This is a genomic window from Pleurocapsa sp. FMAR1 (assembly GCF_963665995.1).
Taxonomy (GTDB): domain Bacteria; phylum Cyanobacteriota; class Cyanobacteriia; order Cyanobacteriales; family Xenococcaceae; genus Waterburya.
Genome location: NZ_OY762512.1, coordinates 1,259,181 through 1,278,995, shown reverse-complemented (window position 1 = coordinate 1,278,995; position 19,815 = coordinate 1,259,181). Strand labels below are relative to the sequence as shown.

Annotated in this window: 17 protein-coding genes; 10 read left to right on the top strand and 7 right to left on the bottom strand. The window is 38.4% G+C overall.

What is annotated here, in order from left to right:
• Positions 1-98: 98 nt before the first annotated feature.
• Together SLP02_RS06240 and SLP02_RS06235 are read left to right on the top strand one after the other, a co-directional pair.
• Positions 99-338: a type II toxin-antitoxin system HicB family antitoxin gene (locus SLP02_RS06240; protein WP_319419792.1), complete on the top strand. Its 240-nt coding sequence runs from the start codon at positions 99-101 to the stop codon at positions 336-338.
• Entirely contained in the window at positions 320-505 is a 186-nt protein-coding gene (locus SLP02_RS06235; protein ID WP_413467337.1) for a type II toxin-antitoxin system HicA family toxin, read from the top strand. The genes SLP02_RS06240 and SLP02_RS06235 overlap by 19 nt, the downstream gene beginning before the upstream one ends.
• Positions 506-579: 74 nt before the next feature.
• Here the strand turns inward: SLP02_RS06235 and SLP02_RS06230 are convergent, their stop codons facing one another.
• Positions 580-1,842 carry a glycosyltransferase gene (locus SLP02_RS06230; RefSeq protein WP_319419790.1) on the bottom strand — a complete coding sequence of 421 codons (1,263 nt, stop codon included), beginning with the start codon at positions 1,840-1,842 and terminating at the stop codon, positions 580-582.
• 44 nt (positions 1,843-1,886) lie between these two features.
• Positions 1,887-2,315, bottom strand: coding sequence for a MarR family winged helix-turn-helix transcriptional regulator (locus SLP02_RS06225; protein WP_319419789.1), 429 nt, complete (start codon positions 2,313-2,315; stop codon positions 1,887-1,889).
• Positions 2,316-2,445: 130 nt separating this feature from the next.
• Here SLP02_RS06225 and uvrC point away from each other — a divergent pair, with 130 nt between their 5' ends.
• On the top strand, positions 2,446-4,335 hold the full coding sequence (gene uvrC, locus SLP02_RS06220; RefSeq protein ID WP_319419788.1) for an excinuclease ABC subunit UvrC: 1,890 nt from the start codon (positions 2,446-2,448) through the stop codon (positions 4,333-4,335).
• 10 nt (positions 4,336-4,345) lie between these two features.
• On the opposite strand, the gene SLP02_RS06215 is transcribed toward uvrC, so the two are convergent.
• The gene (locus tag SLP02_RS06215) at positions 4,346-4,480 is read right to left on the bottom strand and encodes a hypothetical protein (protein WP_319419787.1); all 135 of its coding nucleotides are present in this window, start codon (positions 4,478-4,480) and stop codon (positions 4,346-4,348) included.
• Between the two features lie 257 nt (positions 4,481-4,737).
• Here SLP02_RS06215 and SLP02_RS06210 point away from each other — a divergent pair, with 257 nt between their 5' ends.
• Together SLP02_RS06210 and SLP02_RS06205 are read left to right on the top strand one after the other, a co-directional pair.
• Positions 4,738-5,139 (top strand): potassium channel family protein, encoded by a 402-nt coding sequence (locus SLP02_RS06210; protein ID WP_319419786.1) that lies wholly within the window; start codon positions 4,738-4,740, stop codon positions 5,137-5,139.
• Between the two features lie 37 nt (positions 5,140-5,176).
• Positions 5,177-6,658 carry a TrkH family potassium uptake protein gene (locus tag SLP02_RS06205; protein WP_319419785.1) on the top strand — a complete coding sequence of 494 codons (1,482 nt, stop codon included), beginning with the start codon at positions 5,177-5,179 and terminating at the stop codon, positions 6,656-6,658.
• A gap of 26 nt (positions 6,659-6,684) precedes the next feature.
• Here the strand turns inward: SLP02_RS06205 and SLP02_RS06200 are convergent, their stop codons facing one another.
• Positions 6,685-7,212: a DUF421 domain-containing protein gene (locus SLP02_RS06200; protein ID WP_319419784.1), complete on the bottom strand. Its 528-nt coding sequence runs from the start codon at positions 7,210-7,212 to the stop codon at positions 6,685-6,687.
• Positions 7,213-7,494: 282 nt separating this feature from the next.
• Here SLP02_RS06200 and SLP02_RS06195 point away from each other — a divergent pair, with 282 nt between their 5' ends.
• Positions 7,495-7,989: a hypothetical protein gene (locus tag SLP02_RS06195; RefSeq protein WP_319419783.1), complete on the top strand. Its 495-nt coding sequence runs from the start codon at positions 7,495-7,497 to the stop codon at positions 7,987-7,989.
• A 174-nt stretch (positions 7,990-8,163) separates the two neighbouring features.
• On the opposite strand, the gene SLP02_RS06190 is transcribed toward SLP02_RS06195, so the two are convergent.
• Complete coding sequence (locus tag SLP02_RS06190) at positions 8,164-8,934, bottom strand: SDR family NAD(P)-dependent oxidoreductase (RefSeq protein WP_319419782.1); 771 nt, start codon at positions 8,932-8,934, stop codon at positions 8,164-8,166.
• Between the two features lie 666 nt (positions 8,935-9,600).
• Between SLP02_RS06190 and SLP02_RS06185 the strand changes: the two genes are divergently transcribed.
• The 3 genes from SLP02_RS06185 (at position 9,601) to SLP02_RS06175 (ending at position 13,996) form a co-directional block, all read left to right on the top strand.
• Positions 9,601-10,212 carry a chromophore lyase CpcT/CpeT gene (locus tag SLP02_RS06185; protein ID WP_319419781.1) on the top strand — a complete coding sequence of 204 codons (612 nt, stop codon included), beginning with the start codon at positions 9,601-9,603 and terminating at the stop codon, positions 10,210-10,212.
• Between the two features lie 65 nt (positions 10,213-10,277).
• Positions 10,278-11,126 carry a DNA-formamidopyrimidine glycosylase gene (locus SLP02_RS06180; RefSeq protein ID WP_319419780.1) on the top strand — a complete coding sequence of 283 codons (849 nt, stop codon included), beginning with the start codon at positions 10,278-10,280 and terminating at the stop codon, positions 11,124-11,126.
• Between the two features lie 341 nt (positions 11,127-11,467).
• Positions 11,468-13,996, top strand: coding sequence for a glycoside hydrolase family 9 protein (locus tag SLP02_RS06175; RefSeq protein ID WP_319419779.1), 2,529 nt, complete (start codon positions 11,468-11,470; stop codon positions 13,994-13,996).
• A gap of 124 nt (positions 13,997-14,120) precedes the next feature.
• Here the strand turns inward: SLP02_RS06175 and SLP02_RS06170 are convergent, their stop codons facing one another.
• Complete coding sequence (locus tag SLP02_RS06170; protein ID WP_319419778.1) at positions 14,121-14,618, bottom strand: GAF domain-containing protein; 498 nt, start codon at positions 14,616-14,618, stop codon at positions 14,121-14,123.
• Positions 14,619-15,199: 581 nt separating this feature from the next.
• Between SLP02_RS06170 and SLP02_RS06165 the strand changes: the two genes are divergently transcribed.
• On the top strand, positions 15,200-18,706 hold the full coding sequence (locus SLP02_RS06165; RefSeq protein ID WP_319419777.1) for a non-ribosomal peptide synthetase: 3,507 nt from the start codon (positions 15,200-15,202) through the stop codon (positions 18,704-18,706).
• 34 nt (positions 18,707-18,740) lie between these two features.
• Here SLP02_RS06165 and SLP02_RS06160 read toward each other — a convergent pair whose 3' ends face one another.
• The gene (locus SLP02_RS06160) at positions 18,741-19,784 is read right to left on the bottom strand and encodes a DMT family transporter (protein WP_319419776.1); all 1,044 of its coding nucleotides are present in this window, start codon (positions 19,782-19,784) and stop codon (positions 18,741-18,743) included.
• Positions 19,785-19,815: the final 31 nt, after the last annotated feature.

Genomic DNA, 19,815 nt, shown 5'->3' with positions numbered 1-19,815 from the left:
ATTATTATCTTTATACATAGAAATGGGAAAGGCGATCGCTTTACTCTGTCAACTAAAATGGAAAAAATACGAGTATTAAGCGATCATCTATTAAAACTATGCAGTTTCAATTAACCAAAGTTTTTCAAAAAGTACCTGAAGGATATATTGGTTTGGTCGAAGAATTACCAGGAGCTAATACTCAGGGAGATAGTTTAGAAGAAACTAGGACAAATCTAGAAGAAGCTATTGAATTAGTTTTGGAAGCTAATCGTTTGCTATCACAAGAGCAACTTCAGGGACAAGAAGTAATTCGAGAATCAGTAACTTTCTCTGCTGCATCAAACGCAAAGATTTAATTCGCTATCTGGAAAAAAATGGTTGTGAGCTATTGAGAGAGGGTGGAAGACATACAATCTATGTGAATCGTGCTGTGCAAAAATCCTCAGCAATTCCTCGACACCGTGAGATCAATAGTTTTCTGACGCGCAAAATTTGTCGCGATCTACAAGTATTAGAACCATAAAGAAATAGTAGGCAAAGTTGTTTCTATATCAGTAAGTTTTGTAGTCTAGTTTGGCGATCGCTAATCAGTTTCAATTATTTTTGTTTGAGAAAATCAATAATCAACTTGGCAGCTACTTTTACTCCATTTTCTCGCTGAATTTTTGCTCCTAAAGTTTTTGCAGCTACTTTTACTTCTTTTTTTAAAGCATAAGAAATGGCAGCCGAGAGTTTTTCTACGGTCAGTTTTTTTCTAGGAATTGGTTTTGCACCCACACCTAGTTCATAAACTTTTTTTCCCCAAGCAAATTGATCGTTGGCATGAGGAATAAGAATGCTGGGAACACACGCTCTCAAAGCAGCAGCAGTTGTTCCTGCACCACCGTGATGAACGACAACTGACATTTTAGGAAATAACCAAGCATGAGGAACGCTTTCAATGATGAATATGTCTTGAGAAGTTTTATTCAGCTTAGTCATTCCACCCCATCCTGTTGCTAAGATGCCACGTTGTCCAGAAAGTTGGAGCGCATCTATAATTAATTCAGTTGTTTGAGTTGCTTTAGCTGGGTTGCCTAAACTTCCAAAACCTACATATACAGGTGGCGTTCCAGCTAGCAAAAATTCACTTAATTTATCTGGCGGTGACCAATAGTCATCTTCGTCTAAAAACCAATAGCCTGTATTATGTACCTCTTTCGACCAATTCTGGGGCTTGGGAAATACATAGTTGCTACAGGCAACCAGAGTTAAATTATTCTCTGACTGTAATTGAGAAAACGGATCGATAAAATTGCGAGGTATACTGCCAAATTTATCTTTCCAGAACTGCTTGATCGGGGCTTTGGAGATTAGCCACCTGATTTTCTGAAATAGAATATGCGTCAGTAAATTGAATGTTTTGCCTAATCTTACAGAGTTGTAAAAAATGAGTGCTGGGTAAGTCTTGGTAGGAATCATCGGAAACGGTGTTGCCAAAATACTAGAAATATCTAAAGTTTGGGCTATAAAATATCCAATTACTGCCCCTGGATGATAGACGATCGCATCCGAACCCTGACAAGCATCATAAAATCCTTGCTGCAAAGAGTAGGCATAATTTTTCATCGTGTTAAAACTCATGATTACTTTTAGCGGATTGTCGGCTGACATCGCCTGTCTCAATTTATCGTTATCTGCGATCTTAGATACATTGCCAAGAAGCGGATAAAACTCTAATCCACAGCTTTTGATTAAATCTTCAAAGGCTTCTGATGCAGCAATCCGAACGGTATAGCCTGATTTTTGTAATTCTACTCCAAGAGCAATATAGGGTTGAGTATCTCCGCGTGAGCCAGCAGCAAGTAGGGTAATTAGCATGAAATAATTAATTAGTTAGTCTAACTAATTATATTAACGTCAAACTAAATTCTGCCAAAAAGTTTGACTAATTTAGTAAGAATAGCTTCAAGTTGCCTTGTTTCATCGTCATTTAGAGCAGCACTTATAAAATCGCCATATTCTTTTAGAGCTTGATACTTAGCATTAATTAATTGTTCACCCCTTGCCGTTAAACTCAGGTAAAAAATGCGTTTGTCTTGATAAGACTGAGTTTTCGTTACATAATCCTGTTTGATTAATTTGTTTATGCCTGTAGAAACTGAAGCTTTAGCAATCAATAGTTTATTAGCAACTTCCGTAATTGTTGGTTTTTCTAACTCATAGATTGCATCAATATATTGAAATTGACTGATAGTTAACTGTGAAACACCAGAACTGCTGCCCGCCTGCGCTTGTATTTTTTTGAAAGAGGAATCAAGCGTGTTCACAAACTCCATTAAGATTTTATCCATGCTTTAGCCACTATTCATTTGATTAATTATTTTAAAAATCTTAAATTTCTCACTTTAACTAGTGCTTAATATTTACAGGCTAGACAGAGCGAAAATTTTCTATCATTATCATAGGGAGTAATTTAAACCTATGACTGCATTGATTGAAAATATACCATTATTAAAGCAAAGCGATCGCCTTGAAGCTCGTCTCAAAGAAATACCCCCCGAACCTGGGGTATATTTTATGCGTAGCGAAAATGGAGATATTTTGTATATTGGCAAATCCAAGAAATTGCGATCGCGAGTTCGTTCTTATTTTCGTGACTCTCAAAAGCTGAGTGACAGAATTGCCATGATGGTACGTCAGGTAACAGAAATTGAGTTTATTGTTACCGACACCGAAGCAGAAGCTTTGGCATTGGAAGCTAACTTAGTTAAAAAACATCAACCTTACTATAATGTATTGCTCAAGGATGATAAAAAATATCCTTATGTGTGCATCACTTGGTCAGAAGACTATCCGCGCATTTTTATTACCCGTAAACGTCGAGCAACGAAGCAGCGCGATCGCTATTATGGTCCTTATGTAGATACTCGTCTGCTGCGCTATACTCTGCATATAATTAAGCGTGTATTTCCGCTGCGTCAGCGTCGCCAGCCTTTATTTAAAGATCGTCCCTGTCTCAATTACGACATGGGTAGATGTCCTGGGGTGTGCCAGTCTTTGATTACTCCTGAAGAATATAAAAAGATTGTTCAAAAAGTAGCGATGGTCTTCCAGGGAAGGAGTGAGGAACTAGTTGATACTATATCGTCTCAAATGGAAAAGGCGGTAGAGAGACTAGACTTTGAAAGGGCTGCTCAACTACGGGATCAGATTAAAGCTTTACAGAATCTTACTGCCGATCAGAAAGTGTCTTTGCCTGATGATACCGTTTCCCGTGATGCGATCGCTTTAGCTGCTGACGATAAACACTGCTGTATTCAATTATTCCAGATTCGTGCAGGTAAATTAGTCGGACGCTTAGGCTTTTTTGCCGATGCGAGATCGGGTACGCCTGGGGCAATTTTACAGCGGGTATTAGAAGAACATTACACTACTGTAGAAGCAGTAGAAATTCCTACCGAAATTTTAGTACAGCATGAATTACCCGAAGGAGAAATGCTGACAGAATGGTTGACTAATCAAAAAGTCAAAAAAGTTAGTTTGGTTAATCCCCAAAGACAGGTAAAAGCTGAACTAATTGAAATGGTGGAACGCAACGCCAACTATGAATTAGAACGAACTCAAAGAGTAAGCGATCGCAACGATCGGGCTTTACAAGATTTAGCAACTGTTCTTGATTTACCCGAACTACCTAAACGCATTGAGGGTTATGATATTTCCCATATTCAGGGATCGAATGCAGTAGCTTCTCAAGTTGTTTTTGTCGATGGTGTACCCGCAAAACAACATTACCGTCATTACAAAATCAAAAATCCTGATGTCAGAATTGGACGTTCTGATGATTTTGCCAGCATGGCAGAAGTAATTGGTCGTCGCTTTCGCAAGTATGCTAAAAATCCTCCTTTATCAAGGGGGGTTGGGGGAGATCGAGATTTTCCTGACGTGGTGATGATTGACGGAGGCAAGGGACAATTATCTTCTGTGGTTAAGGTATTGCAAGATATGAATCTTTTAGAAGCCGTCAAAGTAGTTAGTTTAGCCAAAAAAAGAGAAGAAATCTTTTTACCAGGAGAAACGAAACCATTAGATACGGATGCAGAACAATCTGGAGTACAGTTACTCAGAAGGGTGCGGGATGAGTCCCATCGTTTCGCTGTCAGCTTCCATCGTCAGCAACGTTTAAAAAGCAGCAGGCGATCGCGCTTAGAAGAAATTCCAGGCTTAGGTTTTCAGCGTCAAAAGCAGCTTCTGGCTCATTTTCACTCAATTGACTATATTCGTGAAGCGAATGTGAAAAAGTTAACTGAAGTTTCAGGCATTGGTCAAAGTTTGGCACAGGAAATTTATAATTATTTTCATCCCAATCCGTAAAAGCTAGTTCTTAAATTGATATAGTATCTAACAATCTGCCGTCTGGAATGATTATATTTGCTATTTGCAAAATACCTTTAGTTTGACAATTTAAAACACCATAATTGAGAAATTTATAGCGAATTATTCCAGATTTTGTCGGCATATTTTTAAAATATATTATTAGTTAAATCCATAAAGCGATCGCTTTATAGATAATTTTTACTTTTTATTAGCAAACTTTAAGCAAAAAGCTGTCAAGTTATCTAAACTTATGTCTTTAGGTACATGAATGAGTTAGTAACAAAATATACATTAAATTAAAAGTTTAATTTATCTAGTTGATTGCTGTAAACTTGTTATCAAAAATCAAAAAGTATTTAAGATTATTAATTACTCAGAACAATTTTTTTAGAGATAAATATGTATCTAATTATAGTTGGCGCGGGTGCTGTGACCAAACAGCTAATTGCAACTGCCCAAGAGCAAGGACACAAAGTTGCTGTAATCGAAAAACAAACCGATCGCGCTAGGGAAATTATGCAAGAGTTTGACGTGCAGGTATTTCATGCTGATATTGCTGAAGGTGGCGTTCTAGAAGAAGCAGATGTAGATAATGCTGATGCAATTATTGCCACCACAAGAGACGATTCGGTTAACTTGATGGCAATGATTTTAGGCAAAAACCATAACGTCAAAAACTTAATTACTTTACTGCAAGAAAAAGAGCATTGCGGTGTGTTTGAAAATTTAGGTTTTCAGGTTCTTAGCGATCCTGAAAGATTGATAGCCCAAAAATTATATAGCTTTGTAGACTCAAAATAAGGCGATCGCCCTAATAAATGATATATCTGGATTTAGCATGAGAACCATTTTACGAGATATTGGTTTGTTCTTGCACGTACCTGGAATTATGGCATTAATTTCTCTGCCTGTGTGTTTGCTAGCCAATGAAACCTATGCTCTTGTTCCTTTACTCACCTGTGCGTTTGTCTCAATTGCGATCGGTCAATTACTATTTCGTCAAACTAAGTCTAAAACTAGCAATCGTATTCCCTATGTCATGGCAACCGCTGCTTTAGGCTGGTTGCTCGTACCTTTGTTTGGCTCAATTCCGATCTGGATGACGGCTAACGCTGCCGATCTTGCTCCTGATTTGTCTACAACTATTTTACAGTTTCAAAATCCTTGGAACTGCATTTTTGAATCTTTTTCTGGCTTTACCAGTACAGGACTATCAATGGCATTCAATTACAGTGAATTACCTCATACTCTCCAGTGGTGGCGATCGTTCATAGAGTGGGTTGGTGGTGTGGGGGTAATTGTTTTGGTAATATCTTTGCTCGAACCAACTACCGAACCCTATCAGCTTTACAATGCCGAGGGTAGAAGTCAAAGAATTGGTTTAACCGTTGGTAAGACAGTTAGACGTATCTGGTGGATTTATCTGGCTTACACCATCGGTAGTATCTTTTTATTTCGTATCGTTGGCATGACTTGGTGGGAAGCCCTAAATCATAGCATGACGGCTATTTCTACGGGCGGTTTTAGCGTGCGCGACAATAGCATTGGTGACTATGGAATTGCAGTTAAACTAGCAGTTATTGTCGTTATGACTCTGGGTGCAATTAGTTTTTCGGTTCACTATCAGTTTTTGCGCTACCGTAAACTGTCTGCTTTTTGGTCGGATAATCAGCATCAGGCATTGTGGATTTTACTGTCAATTGGAACTTTGCTACTTTCGCTTATGCATTACTTAGCAAATAGAGATGTTGCCTTTATCGATACCCTATTCCAATGGTCTTCGGCTTTGGGTACTTGTGGCTTTAATACAGTTTCAGTAAAATCTTGGGATGAGGGGGCAAAATTACTGATGGCTTTAGCGATGGCGATTGGCGGTGCGGCAGGTTCAACAGCGGGAGGAATCAAACTAAGTCGTTTGGTAATTCTGTTTAAAGCTATTGTTTGGCGTTTTCGACGTATTGCCTTATTACCCCACGAAATGATGCGTTATAAGCTTGATGGAAAGCTTTTAAAAGAGCAAGAAGCCGATCGCCGTGTAGACGCAGCAGCGGTTTTGGCTATTTTGTGGTTGAGCATATCAATTATCGGTGTTTTTGTGCTGCAATATTTAAAGTTGCCCACCTACAACTTAGTTGACGTAATTTTTGAAGTTGCTTCGGCAACAAGTGGTGTAGGTCTATCTACTGGTATCAGCCATCCCGACTTACCCTGGTTGGGTAAGCTGACGCTAATTTTTCTAATGTGGATGGGACGCTTAGAAATTATCTCTGTATTGTTATTGTTCTCTTTGCCGATCAAATCTCTTGCTAATCGAAAATAACGACGCTCGTTGTTAGTTGCTCACCGTTAATTGTCTCGATCGCCTGTAAATTCTGCTTTTAAACTAAAACTAATATCACCATTCCTTTCTAAACAAGCACCTTTTACCTGCTCTAATCTATCTATCTGACATTTAAGACGTAAATTAGATTCTAAGTCTTGTTTGGTAATATGAGAAGTTTGCATTGCTTTGTGGCAAAGCCGACCATCTTTAATTAAAATTCGTGACTTTCCTTTTATTTTTCTTTCTAACTTTGTGGAATGGAAAGAAACAGTCGAGAATAACCAATGCATCCCCACTAAAACAAATCCAGCAAAAATGGTCTCAAAAAAATTGGAACTACCATTAATAGCCCGACTCAAGGTAGAACCAAAAATGATGCTAAGAATTACATCAAAAGCAGCGTATTTGCCAATGAAACGGCGATCGCCTGATAGCCTAACCATGATCAATGCAGCTATATAGATTACTGCTGCCCTCAATCCCATCTGCCAGATATTTAATTGTTGAGCATCCAGCCCTAAAGCCGAATTAATAAAATCGTTTAATGACATAATCATCTTGTTCGCAAATATCCATCTTCTGAAAAGTTGGTTAACATTGAAAAAACTTTAAGCTGAATAAAATTTTGTTTAAAAATACACGCTTACAGCCGAATTTAGTTGAGCAAAACCCATTCCCTATTCTCTATATAGATTATTGTCTGGTCTACATAATAGAAAACTGCTGCAATTAACAATGTAGATTCTACTTTGCTTGATTGTTTAGAGATTTAAGCCACACTAAAATTATTTAACGTATTTTCTTTATATCCCTAATGCAATTAGGTATTTGATGTGAGCAAAATTTTTCCAGCTTTAGCTTTAAGTATTATTATAGGCGGATGTTCGAGCATTAATAAATCTAAAGTAGTCTCCACAAAACCTACTGTAGCCATGACTAAAAATAATTCAACCGCTCAAGTAACAAATATCAAAGCTACGGGCGAAGCTAATAACTATACTTTTGCCGTTACAGTTAAAAGTCCCGATACTGGTTGCGATCGCTATGCTGATTGGTGGGAAGTAATTACTCCAGAAGGAAAATTGCTATACCGTCGAGTCTTGTTACACAGTCATGTAGATGAACAACCTTTTGAACGCACAGGAGGAATAGTAGCAATCGATCCCGAACAAAAAGTAATTGTCAGAGTGCATATGTCTACTGATGGTTATAGTCCTATAGCACAACAGGGATCGATAAAGTCAGGTTTTTCTAAAGTCACTTTACCCCAAAATTTTGCTGCAAAGTTAAAGTCTGTTGAACCTCTACCTAGCGACTGTGCATTTTAATCTGGATCTTCTTTTTATCTTTTACCTGATTATCGAAAGTAAATTTGATGTTGCACAAACATAGTATTACTTGAGATGTTTAGGACGCTTTTAAAATTGCTAAATTCCTTATTGCTACTTGCTACTTTTGAGCTACTAACTTTTCTGTCCTCACCGATTGCCGTACTGCGATATTTACATACTTGGTGCAGATAACTTCATAAGCCTCTGAAACAATTGCGGGAAGATGCGTTGACACCAGGTTGCAAGATAACTTTGCCATCCTACCAAAATCTCACCTGAATTATTATATAGTCCTGAAACTAAAGCTTGGGCTACCTTCTCAGGTGTCATAGGCATGACCCAGCGAAACAGCTTAAGACCCCGCGCCATATCAGTATCGGTTAGGGTTGGTAACAGGGTAACAACCTGAATATTATGACTAGCTAATTCACTTCGCAAAGCCTGAGTAAAACCAACAATTGCAAACTTGGTTGCCGAATAAGTTGACATGGTAGGGGCTGCTACTTTCCCCATGAGGCTTGAAACATTAACGATCGTGCCTTCTTTTTGTCTTGCCATACGTTTTGCCAACAGACGAGTGATGGTCATCATACCCAGCAAGTTAGTAGTGATCTCTTCTTCTACTTTGGGCAGTTTTGTTTCTAAAAAGGGTGCTTGATGAGCTACTCCTGCACAGTTGACTAGTAAATGAATTGGTCTATGAGTGCGCCATGCTTGAGCGATCGCAATATTAATTGCAGATGACTGAGATAGATCTACAGATAAGGTAGTAACTTTTACGCCCTTTGCTTCTATTTCTTGAGCAACATCTGCTAGTTTTTGGCGATCCCTGGCTACTAATAGTAAATGCTTAATTCCTTGGCGAGCAAATTCTAAGGCGATCGCCTTTCCAATACCACGAGAAGCACCTGTAATCAAAGCTGTTTTTCCTTTGACATTCATCGTTTAAATCCTCTCTTTATACTTCGTACAATATCAACTAACTTGTCAAAGTTAGCTATATATAGATCGCTAAGTCAGTTCATTATTAAGTAGGTAAAAAGCAAAGCCTTTTCTAAATTTGGCTTTGTTTTATAATTGTTTTCAGAATCAATCTGTATCTAGTTATACGGCTTTTGATTAAGTTTTTTGTGCAATTTGTCATTTTTGAGTGTTTGTGTATACAAAAATGTTTGTTGAATCAAGTACTAACTTTTATGATTCCAGGTTCAATTTACAATCAGTTCAGTGGCTTAAAACAAGTAGACAGTAGCATATGAGTTTTTTCTCCAATTGCTTTATTATTCTGAGGCTTTGAAAAGTAATTTTTAGATAATCTAACCACTTCACACACCTTAACAAATAAAAATATAAATTGACGATTTTTTCGTATCAAAGAATGCAGTTGATTGATTTTCTTTTTGGGGATCATTCCCGAGTTAGGCAATTCTTGACTTTCAGCTTTTACTACAGATAAATTTATATATAATATAAGTATTTTTTATACTCGATCTGAAAATTGCGGTGGGATCATTAGGGAGTATCAATAATTAATACTTGAATCAATTTAAAGTTTTAAAATAAGAAAAAAGTTTTACTTATTTTTCTGTAGATACAAAAAATACATAAATGACTCATTCTCAAGATGTAACCACTCTTGCCCGCTGGATGGCATCAGACTTTAGTAACCAGGCTCAAGCCTATGCCAATCCACCATTTTTTGCCCATATTCGCGTCTGTATGCGTCCTTTACCCGACGATTTACTTGATGGCACTAGCTTGTTTTTAGAGCAGGCTTACGATTTTATGCTCAATCAACCTTATCGTTTACGAGTAATTAAATTAAAGGTAGCAGGCGATCGCCTTGAACTAGAAAACTATAAAGTAAAAGAACAAGAGAAATTTTTTGGTGCATCACGGAATCTGGATTTATTGAATACCTTGACTGGGGATCTGATTGAGAAAATGGAGGGATGCGATATGGACGTGACCTGGACTGGCAGCAGTTTCCAAGGTGAAATAAAGCCAGGCAAAGCCTGTATTGTCGAGCGTCAAGGCAAAATAACTTATTTAGATAACAGCTTTGAGATAACCAACAACAAGTTGATTAGCTATGATCGAGGACGAGATCCCGAGACGAATGAACTAGTTTGGGGATCGGTAGCGGGCCCATTTGAATTTACTCCTCTGCAAAGTTTTGCTGAAGAAGTAACCTCTATTAAAGATAAAAGCGCGATTTAGCATTAATTTCCACCAGACTGATAAACTATTCTTGACTGCATTTTGATCGAGGAATAGCTTGCGCTTTGCCAGAACTCCCAGAAGTAGAAACCGTCCGCCGAGGCTTAAATAAATTAACTGTCAAACAGCCAATTCAAGAGGTCGAAGTTTTATTAGCCAGAACTTTAGCCTATCCTGCTGAGAGCGAAAAATTTTGCCGGGGAATTACAGGAATGGCGATCGCAAGCTGGCAAAGACGGGGAAAGTACCTCATGGCACAGCTAGAAAACAACTCTGCACGACCTGCTGGATGGCTTGGGGTGCATCTGCGTATGACAGGACAGCTACTATGGGTACAGCAAGATTCAGTTCTACAAAAACATACTCGTATTCGCCTGTTGTTTGCACAAAATAAAGAGTTACGTTTTGTTGACACCCGCACCTTTGGCAAAGTTTGGTATGTACCGCCTCATCTAGAAATTGAATCAGTCATTACAGGATTACAGAAGTTGGGTCCCGAACCTTTTTCTGCCGACTTTTCTCTGGAGTACCTTACTCAGAAATTAAACAATCGTCGCCGTCTGATTAAAACTTTTCTTTTAGATCAAAGTGTTGTCGCTGGTATCGGTAATATCTATGCAGATGAAGCTTTATTCAAAAGCGGAATTAGACCTGATACAGCAGCAGCAAACTTAACCACAAAGCAAATAAAACTTCTGCACTACTCAATTATTGAAGTTTTACAAACTTCCATTGAGCGAGGCGGTACTACCTTTAGCGATTTTCTCAACTTATTGGGAGTCAGCGGCAACTATGGTGATGCAGCTTTAGTTTATGGCAGAAAAGGAGAACCCTGTCGTGTTTGTGGTACTTCTATTGAGAAGATAAAGCTAGGAGGGCGATCCTCTCATTTTTGTCCCAGTTGCCAACCTTAATCTTCAAAGAATTGCCTCTGTTTTGTAGCGACAAACAAAAATGCTATTGAGCGATGTCTCCGACTAGCTGCGCGATCGCCTTTAATATACCAGTAATAATTGTAATTGAAAAAATTCAATTAGAGGCACATTACTTTTACTGTCTTAAATGTGACAAAGATCACAAACTTTCAGTTATTCTTCTCACTCATATTTGATATTAAGCAGAGATAAAGTTGTTTTGTAAGCAAATAAAGAATAAATAAAGCTCTTTATTAATTTCCGATTAATATCTCTAATACTTTCATCGGATATTCATTATCAAATTAGGTTTTAATACTGAAAAATTCTATAAAATTCCTATGAACACAAAATTAGTAAATCAAAAGACTTTTAATCTTAAATCTACAATTACAGATGATTGGGGCGGTAGCCATAAATTAGTTCTAGATTTAGAAGCATTAACTTCGGCTAAAGATTGGAACTTGGGTATTGCCCTTCCTAAAGGTTATAAAATCGATCAAATTTATGGTGCAGAATTAACAAAAGAAGGAAATAACGTATACATTTCAGGTACAAGTTGGAATAAGTCTTTAAGCAAAGGTAATAAAACCGAGGTTATTTTAATTATTGATGAAGGTAACAGAAGCAAGTCTAAACCCATCAAAACCGAATTTATTTTTGACAATAGTGCGAGCAATCTAGCTACTCCTAGTAAATCTACTGCTGCTTTAAATGTTGATAGTCAAATAACAGAAGATTGGAATGGTGGCTACAAATTAGAACTAGGTTTAAAAGCCCAATCCAACGCTAAGGATTGGCAACTAAACTTCAATCTTCCCTATAAGATTAGCGCAGCCTATGGCGTAGATTTAATAGACAAAGGTAATGGTAAATACACAATTAGCGGTCAAAACGACCAGGTAAATTTAAAGCAAGGACAATCTATCAAGCCTGTTTTCATTGTTGACGACAATGGAAAAGAAGCGTTAGTTCCCAAGGTTACAAGCTCTAGCGTGATGATGCCAGACAAACCAACGACATCCAACCCTATTACTCCCGAAAAACCAGCAACACCCAGCCCTATTACCCCCGAAAAACCTGTTAAAAAGTTTGGTATTTCTCCTAGTGTGGTTGAAGATTGGAATGGTGGCTACAAATTAGAGCTGGGTTTAAAAGCAGAATCTAATGCTAAAGATTGGAAACTAGATTTTAAACTTCCTTACACCATATCTGCTGCTTATGGTGTAGATCTGGTCAACAATGGCAATGGTAAATACACAATTAGCGGTCAAAACGATCAGGCAAGCCTCAAAACAGGACAATCTATTAAGCCTATTTTCATCGTTGACGACAATGGAAAACAAGCATTAACTCCTCAATTCGATAGCAATCTGGTTGACCCAATATCTACTCCCAAACCAATATCTACTCCCAAACCAATATCTACTCCCAATACATCTATTCCCAATGAGCCAGCTAAATCGGTGGCACAAAAAGGTAAATTCGCTTACGGTGAAGCTCTACAAAAAAACTTCCTCTTCTGGGAAGCCAATCGCTCTGGAGACTTAGGAGCAGACAACCGTATTGAATGGCGTGGTGATGCTACAGTTCATGACGGTAGCACCGTTGGTCGCGATTTAGAAGGTGGTTATTTCGATGCAGGCGATCACGTCAAATTTGGTCAACCCATGGCAGCCTCAATTAATATGCTGGCTTGGGGTGGGGTGGAGTATAAGGATGCTTACAAACAGGCAGGACAGTTTGACGAACTCTTAGAAGCAGTCAAGTGGGGAACAGATTATTTCCTCAAGGCACATGAAACTAGTGGTGGTAAAACTTCAAAACTTTGGGTTCAAGTCGGACAAGGCGGTGTTGCCAACGATCATGGTTACTGGGGGGCGCCAGAGACGGTAGAACAACATACTACCCGCCGAGCTTTTGCGATTGACCCAGCCCATCCTGGGACTGATGTAGCTGCCTTGACTTCTAGTGCTTTAGCATCAGCTTCGATGCTGTTTCGTGGAGTAGATAACGCCTATGCCGATAAATTACTCAACAATGCCAAGCAGCTATATAAGTTTGCCGAAACTTATCAGGGCAAATATTCAGATTCAGTCGCTGCGGCTAATCCTTTCTATACTAGCTGGGGTGGCTTTGGAGATGAGTTAGCTTCTGGTGCTGCCTGGTTATACAAAGCTACAAAACAACAGTCTTACTTAAATAAAGCGGAAAACTACTTTAAAACTAAAGTTGGTGGTTTAGGAGACTGGTCATCCGCAGCAGATGAGCATTCTTATGATGCGGGAGTGATTTTGGCTCAAGAAAGTAAAGATCCTTTCTTTAAAGGTCAGGTAGAAGGTTGGTTAAATAACTGGGTCAATGGCAACAGCAATATTAAATATACGGCGGGTGGTTTTGCTCATCGTGCTGAATGGGGTTCGATTCCTGTAACTAGTGCTACTGCATATTTAGCACAGCTTTATAACGACACGGTAAAAGAGGATTCTCGCTACAGCAAGTTTGCTAATAATCAAATAGATTATATCCTGGGTGATAATCCAAATAACTTTAGCTACGTGGTTGGATTTGGCAAGAACTATCCTCAGCATATTCACCACAGAGGTTCTTCTCCTAACCAGGGTGGCAACCCAACAGCGCCAGCCGAACATATTCTTTACGGTGCAGTCGTGGGTGGCCCTCGTTATGCGGATGATTATTCTTACAATGACCGCCGTGATGATGCGATTACCAATGAAGTGGGTACTAGTTACAATGCGCCTTTGGCTTCTGCTTTGATTCAGCAGTATGACAACCTGGGTGGCAATGCTCTTTCTGAAAGTCAATTGGATCACTTAGTTGGTATTGATGCTAACGGCGTTGGTTTCTAAGTATTCAACCTGAAACTAAACTAGACTAAATATAAGGCGATCGCCATTAACTCAAGCTGGGTTAAAGCGATCGCTCAGAAATGCAGTCGCTTTTTGCTGAGTAAAACTAACAAGCCCTGCTGCATTATTTGTTGTTACGAATTGCCTGAGCTTCAGCGAGGTTACTTGCTCCTGTTTGCATCGCCTGAATATCTTCTGCCGACCAATAAAAAGTACTTTGGCACTGATGAGCAACCAGCAAACCCCAAAGTCCTGAAGGAATCAAAATTGGTACTACTAAATTAGCCTTTACCTGAATTTCTTTTAAAAAATCTCGATGACATTCGGCAATATTGGCAGTTTCGATATTAGCGATCGCACTTACTCTACCGCCTTGATATAAATCGGCATATTCTTGATTAAAACAGTCATCTGGTCCAGTTGAGCCTAAAATTGAATAAATACTAGAACTCAACGATTCAAAAGTCACTCTTCCTGACCACTGACGATAAAAGTAATAGAGAGCTACGCGATCTACCCTAAGTTTCTTTCTAAGATCGCTAGTTATTGTTTGAATCAGTTTATCTTCGGCAAGATTATTATGTAAACGACGCAATAACTTTTCTAAATCAGGATCGGACATATTTGAACCGCGTGTGTCAATGCTAAAAATATAATAAGTCTTATTACTTAGCTTAGTTCTTTACTGGTAAATACAGTGATTTTTTTGCTTTTAGTGAACGAGAGGGATCAAAGAACATAGATTCTTAATGCTTGAGTAAGTGCAGACAAGATTAAAAGTTCTAAAAAAAGCATACCGAGATTTGAATTTAGCGATCGCAAAGGCTTATTCTCAAGTCTGTCTAAAAGACATTTGTAGTTGATTTACTCTCTAATTTCTAATCTAATATGTTGTTTGATTCTACAGCATCAAAATAATTTCCTGAATAGTATTTTTTATAAATCTTTAAATGTTTGATTTTTAACAAAATCTAGATAATTATTTTTAATTTAGAAGACTAAATCTAAATTAGTTAAACGAAAAGTTTGATGATAGATTTGAGCATTGTAATCTAGAGTTTTTCTTCGGTTAAACAGTGCTTAATTGGTTTTTTTTAATTACCCAATCACAAAATTCATGGGCTAAAATATTAATTGCAATAATAAAATATATTTTATTGTTTTTACTATATTTCAATTTTTATTCGATAATACTTAACTTTAATGAACAGTAAAAATACTGAGAAAAATTTATATGCTGCTTCAGTTTCTACTGATATTTACGGCAATACCGACAATCATTCAGAAAAAAACCAATCCATATCTCAATCAGACTCTTTTGAAACATCAGATTTGCCCATTTTAAATAGTATTCAATCTAGGCTTGATTTTTTAGAAAGACTCTTCCAAGGTAAACTGCCAGTTTTAGAACTCCCCACAACTAAATCTAGAGCGCAAGTCAAAAAATTTGTTGCCAGTAATCAAACTTTGGTTTTGTCTCAAGAATTATCTGAGTCTTTAAAAAATATTGCTATTCAAGAAGATGTATCTTTATTTTCTGTTTTGTTGACGGCTTTTCAAATACTTCTCAATCGCTACACTAGACAGACAGAAATTATTGTTGGTACACCAGTAAATAAGCAAAAAAGAATTAGGGCAAATACTCGATTTGGCGTACTAGAAAATATTATTTTATTGCCTCTCCAATTAAACTCTGAAAGTTGTTTTAATGAGCTAATTCAAACTTTACAAATAACTTTGGATGCTCAGATACAACAAAATCTAACAATAAGCAAAGAATTAGTAGAAATACTGATGCAAAATGCCGAAAGTACGGCTTTATTTAAAGTACTTTTTGAACTGGAAAACATCTCTGAAGAAACTTTAGCAGATTCTGATTGGGAAATTCTTAACCTTGATTTAAGTTGGAAAATCATCGAGCAGCCAGAGGGATTATCCTGCGTATTTACTTATAACGGTAATTTATTTGAGGATGCTGCGATCGCCAGAATGATGGGTCATTTTCAAGTATTACTAGAAAGTGTTGTGGCTCAACCTAAAGAGCAAATTGTTACTTTACCGCTTTTAACTCCAGCCGAAAAGCAGCAAATTTTAGTTACTTGGAACGATACTCAGATTGATTACCCTAATACTTTATGTATTCATCAATTATTTGAACAGCAGGTAGCTAAAACCCCAGATGCGATCGCTTTAATTTTTGAAGAGCAACACTTAACCTATCAAGAATTAAATCAAAGAGCTAATTCCCTGGCACATTACCTCAGAGACATTGGTGTAAAGTCTGAAGTTTTGGTAGGAATTTGTGTTGAGCGTTCAGTTGAGATGGTAGTAGGTATTTTGGCTATCTTAAAGGCAGCCGGTGCTTATGTGCCACTAGATCCTAGCTATCCTGTCGACCGTATTGGCTATATGCTAGAAGATGCTCAAGTTGCCGTATTGCTAACTCAAAAGCATTTAAATCTGGATTTTGCTCAACAAAAAGTTGTTAATTTAGAAGAATTTGATACGGCGATTGCACCAGAAAGCAGTCACAATTTAACTAATACAGTAGCTCCTAATAATCTAGCTTATGTCATTTATACATCTGGCTCGACAGGCAAACCTAAAGGTGTACAAATTGAACATCGTACTGCGGTCAATCTTTTAACCTCCATTGCCCGCGAACCTGGAATTAATGCTAGTGATACTCTCTTATCAGTTACCACCATTTCTTTTGACATTGCCGTTGCCGAAATTTTTCTCCCCTTAATTGTCGGCGCAAAATTAGCTGTAGTTTCTCGTCAAACTGCTACTGATGGTCATCAACTATTGCAAGCCCTGGAAAAATATCAGGTTACCTTTATGCAGCCTACCCCAGTTAGCTGGAAAATACTCTTAGCAGCGGGTTGGCAGGGCAGTAAAAACTTAAAAATGATTTCCACTGGTGAAGCTCTATCCAAAGAACTAGCCAAGCAACTCCAAGATAAGGGTGCTTCGCTGTGGAATTTATACGGGCCAACCGAAACTACAATTTGGTCGTCAGTCCATCAAGTAAAAGCCGATGCAGAGCCAATTTCTATTGGTCATCCTTTGGCTAACGTTAAATACTACATCTTAGATTCTCATTTAATGCTTCTGCCAGTTGGTATTCCAGGGGAGCTATATATCGGCGGGGATTGCCTAGCTAGAGGTTATTTAAATCGACCTGAATTGACCATAGACAGGTTTATTCGTGACCCCTTTAGCGATCGCCCAGAAGCTCGTATGTACAAAACTGGAGATTTGGCTTACTATGCTGAAGACGGAACGGTGATCTGTGTTGGTCGTCTAGATCGTCAGGTAAAGATTCGTGGCTTCCGCATCGAAATTGAAGAAATTGAATCAGCGATCCTGCAATATCCTGGGGTTCAAGCAGCAGCAGTAACAGTCCAGGAAAACTCAGCAACGGGTTATCAGAGGTTAATAGGTTATATAGTTAACCAGCCTAACGCTACAGTCAATCATGAAGCATTGCGTGGCTTTCTTAAACAACAACTTCCAGCACACATGATCCCTTTTGGGTTTATGACTATTGATGCTTTGCCTTTAACTCTTAATGGCAAAATCGATCCAAAAGCTTTGCCCCCATTTGATTTTACTAGTCAAACCGTTGCCGAAAGTTATGTCGCTCCTCGAAGTCAACTAGAAACTCAACTCGCTTCAGCCTGGGAAAAAGTTCTCGAAGTCAAACGAGTTGGAATTAAAGACGATTTTCTAGAATTAGGCGGTAGTTCTCTTTTAGCCATCACCTTGGTTAGCGAGATTGAGCAGGCTTTAGGGCAAAAAATACCTCTTAAAGCTCTTGCAAACTTAACTACCATCGAACAAATGGCTCGCTGTTTTGCAGAAGGACAGCCAACAATTGAAGACTTAGATACCACTCCCGATGGCATAGAGCCAGAAGACTATCAAGCATTACTAACCATTATGGCAGGCAGACAAGGCGATCGCCCTCGACCTAACTCTCTGATGATAGCATTGCAAAAACAAGGCAGTAAGCCTCCCTTGTTTTTCTGTGCCAATGCCTACGAAGAAGCAGCACCTTTAGCAGATTATCTGAGAGATGAGCAACCATTTTATCTAATGGAATCAGGTTACTTCACCTTAGAATGCAATAGTCGTCAAATCAAAGCTTTAGCTAGTCATCATCTAAAAGATATTTTGACCGTCCAACCTCAACCCCCTTATATACTCGCTGGTTATTCGACTGGCGGATTAATTGCCTTAGAAATTGCCCAACAGCTTCAAGCTATGGACAAAGAGGTAGCTTTATTGGCTATTTTGGATACTGCTGGTTCACATCCTCTCTACCAAAATTATCAACAGCTTAACTATACTTTACGTACTAACTGGAATCGGCTTGCCAGTCTTAAGCTGGCAGATAAAATTAGCTATTTGCAAGCCAGAATAAAATTAGGAATTACAGCTAAATTGCCGACAACTGAAAAATCAACTTCAGATCCCTACATTATTCAACCTTACCAAGGCAAAGTGTCTTTATTTCTGGCTACCGAAAAAGATCGTACTTTCTTTTTTGACCACAGAATTAAGCACTGGCTTTGCCCTCGCAATGGTTGGCATCAAGGAATAGTAAGTCAACTAAAAATTGAGCAAGTACCTGGAAATCACTTTAATATGCTCGAAGAGCCTTATGTGCGAGTTTTAGCCGAGAAATTGCAACAGGCTTTATAACAGTTAAATATTGAGCATTGAACATTAATAAAATCTAATCCTCTATAGCCATTTCTTCGGATGTGACTATATTTAATGACCCCCGATCTTCAGCAATATCTATTATTTCTGATTCGTCAACATTAGGTTTGAATTTGGCTGCAATTTTATCTCGTTGGTTAATTAAATAGATACTGACTACGGTTAATGCCACTCCCAGAGACTGAAGACTGCTTAATACTTCTGAAAGAATAATTGTGCCAAACAGCAAAGCAAAAATAGGAGTCAAAAAGGTTAAAGCACTTAAGCTGGTTAAATTACCTTTAGATGCTAAATAAAAAAAGATTCCATAGGCGATCGCGCTACCAAAAACTGTTGCATATCCCAAGGCTAACCAGCCTTCGACAGTCAAATTATCCCACTGCTGAGATTCTTGTAGCCAAGACAAACCAAACAAAGGCAAGCCACCAATAATCATGTGCCAGCCTGTAGCAACTACAGGATCGCTATGACGACTAATATAAGGAATCATTACCGTCCCCACCGCCATCGATAATGAAGCCAGCAGCATTAACCACTCGCCGTTATCAAACAACCCTAGCAAATTTAAATTCACTTCTCCTAGATTGCCTGCAAATATACTATAAATCCAGCGATCGGGTAAACCAATTAAACTAATACCTAATATGCCAATACTCAGTCCTAACCAGCCCCACAAGCCAATCACTTCGCCAAATAACCAGCTAGACATAAGTGCCACCGCTAAAGGTTGGGAATCAATCATCACCGAACCCAAACCTGCCCCAGTTTTAACAATTCCCTGAGCCAAAAAGCCCTGAAACATTGCTCCATCAACTACAGCAAAAGCCAAAATCCAAAGCCAAGCCTGCCAAGTTTTAGGTTGAGGCAATTTTAAAATTATCGCTACCACTAGCACTAAAACTCCCGCAGGTACTAATCGCACTCCCGCCATAAAAAAGGGAGTGGTGTAAGGAATTACTCCTTTCATGGCTACCATTGCTGTTCCCCAAAGGAAAAAAGGGGCGATAAGCTGCAAGGCTTTGGGAAATGATGAAGTTTGATTGGAACTAAGTTGCATTAAGTTGGAAATAACAGACTACCTGTATATG

Bases quoted from the DNA above. Each gene is read 5' to 3' on its own strand.
- SLP02_RS06190 (WP_319419782.1), bottom strand. From the start codon at position 8,934: ATGAATGTCAAAGGAAAAACAGCTTTGATTACAGGTGCTTCTCGTGGT.
- SLP02_RS06240 (WP_319419792.1), top strand. From the start codon at position 99: ATGCAGTTTCAATTAACCAAAGTTTTTCAAAAAGTACCTGAAGGATAT.
- SLP02_RS06215 (WP_319419787.1), bottom strand. From the start codon at position 4,480: ATGCCGACAAAATCTGGAATAATTCGCTATAAATTTCTCAATTATGGT.
- SLP02_RS06160 (WP_319419776.1), bottom strand. From the start codon at position 19,784: ATGCAACTTAGTTCCAATCAAACTTCATCATTTCCCAAAGCCTTGCAG.
- SLP02_RS06175 (WP_319419779.1), top strand. From the start codon at position 11,468: ATGAACACAAAATTAGTAAATCAAAAGACTTTTAATCTTAAATCTACA.
- SLP02_RS06200 (WP_319419784.1), bottom strand. From the start codon at position 7,212: ATGTCATTAAACGATTTTATTAATTCGGCTTTAGGGCTGGATGCTCAA.
- SLP02_RS06210 (WP_319419786.1), top strand. From the start codon at position 4,738: ATGTATCTAATTATAGTTGGCGCGGGTGCTGTGACCAAACAGCTAATT.
- SLP02_RS06205 (WP_319419785.1), top strand. From the start codon at position 5,177: ATGAGAACCATTTTACGAGATATTGGTTTGTTCTTGCACGTACCTGGA.
- SLP02_RS06230 (WP_319419790.1), bottom strand. From the start codon at position 1,842: ATGCTAATTACCCTACTTGCTGCTGGCTCACGCGGAGATACTCAACCC.
- SLP02_RS06185 (WP_319419781.1), top strand. From the start codon at position 9,601: ATGACTCATTCTCAAGATGTAACCACTCTTGCCCGCTGGATGGCATCA.
- uvrC (WP_319419788.1), top strand. From the start codon at position 2,446: ATGACTGCATTGATTGAAAATATACCATTATTAAAGCAAAGCGATCGC.
- SLP02_RS06165 (WP_319419777.1), top strand. From the start codon at position 15,200: ATGAACAGTAAAAATACTGAGAAAAATTTATATGCTGCTTCAGTTTCT.
- SLP02_RS06170 (WP_319419778.1), bottom strand. From the start codon at position 14,618: ATGTCCGATCCTGATTTAGAAAAGTTATTGCGTCGTTTACATAATAAT.
- SLP02_RS06225 (WP_319419789.1), bottom strand. From the start codon at position 2,315: ATGGATAAAATCTTAATGGAGTTTGTGAACACGCTTGATTCCTCTTTC.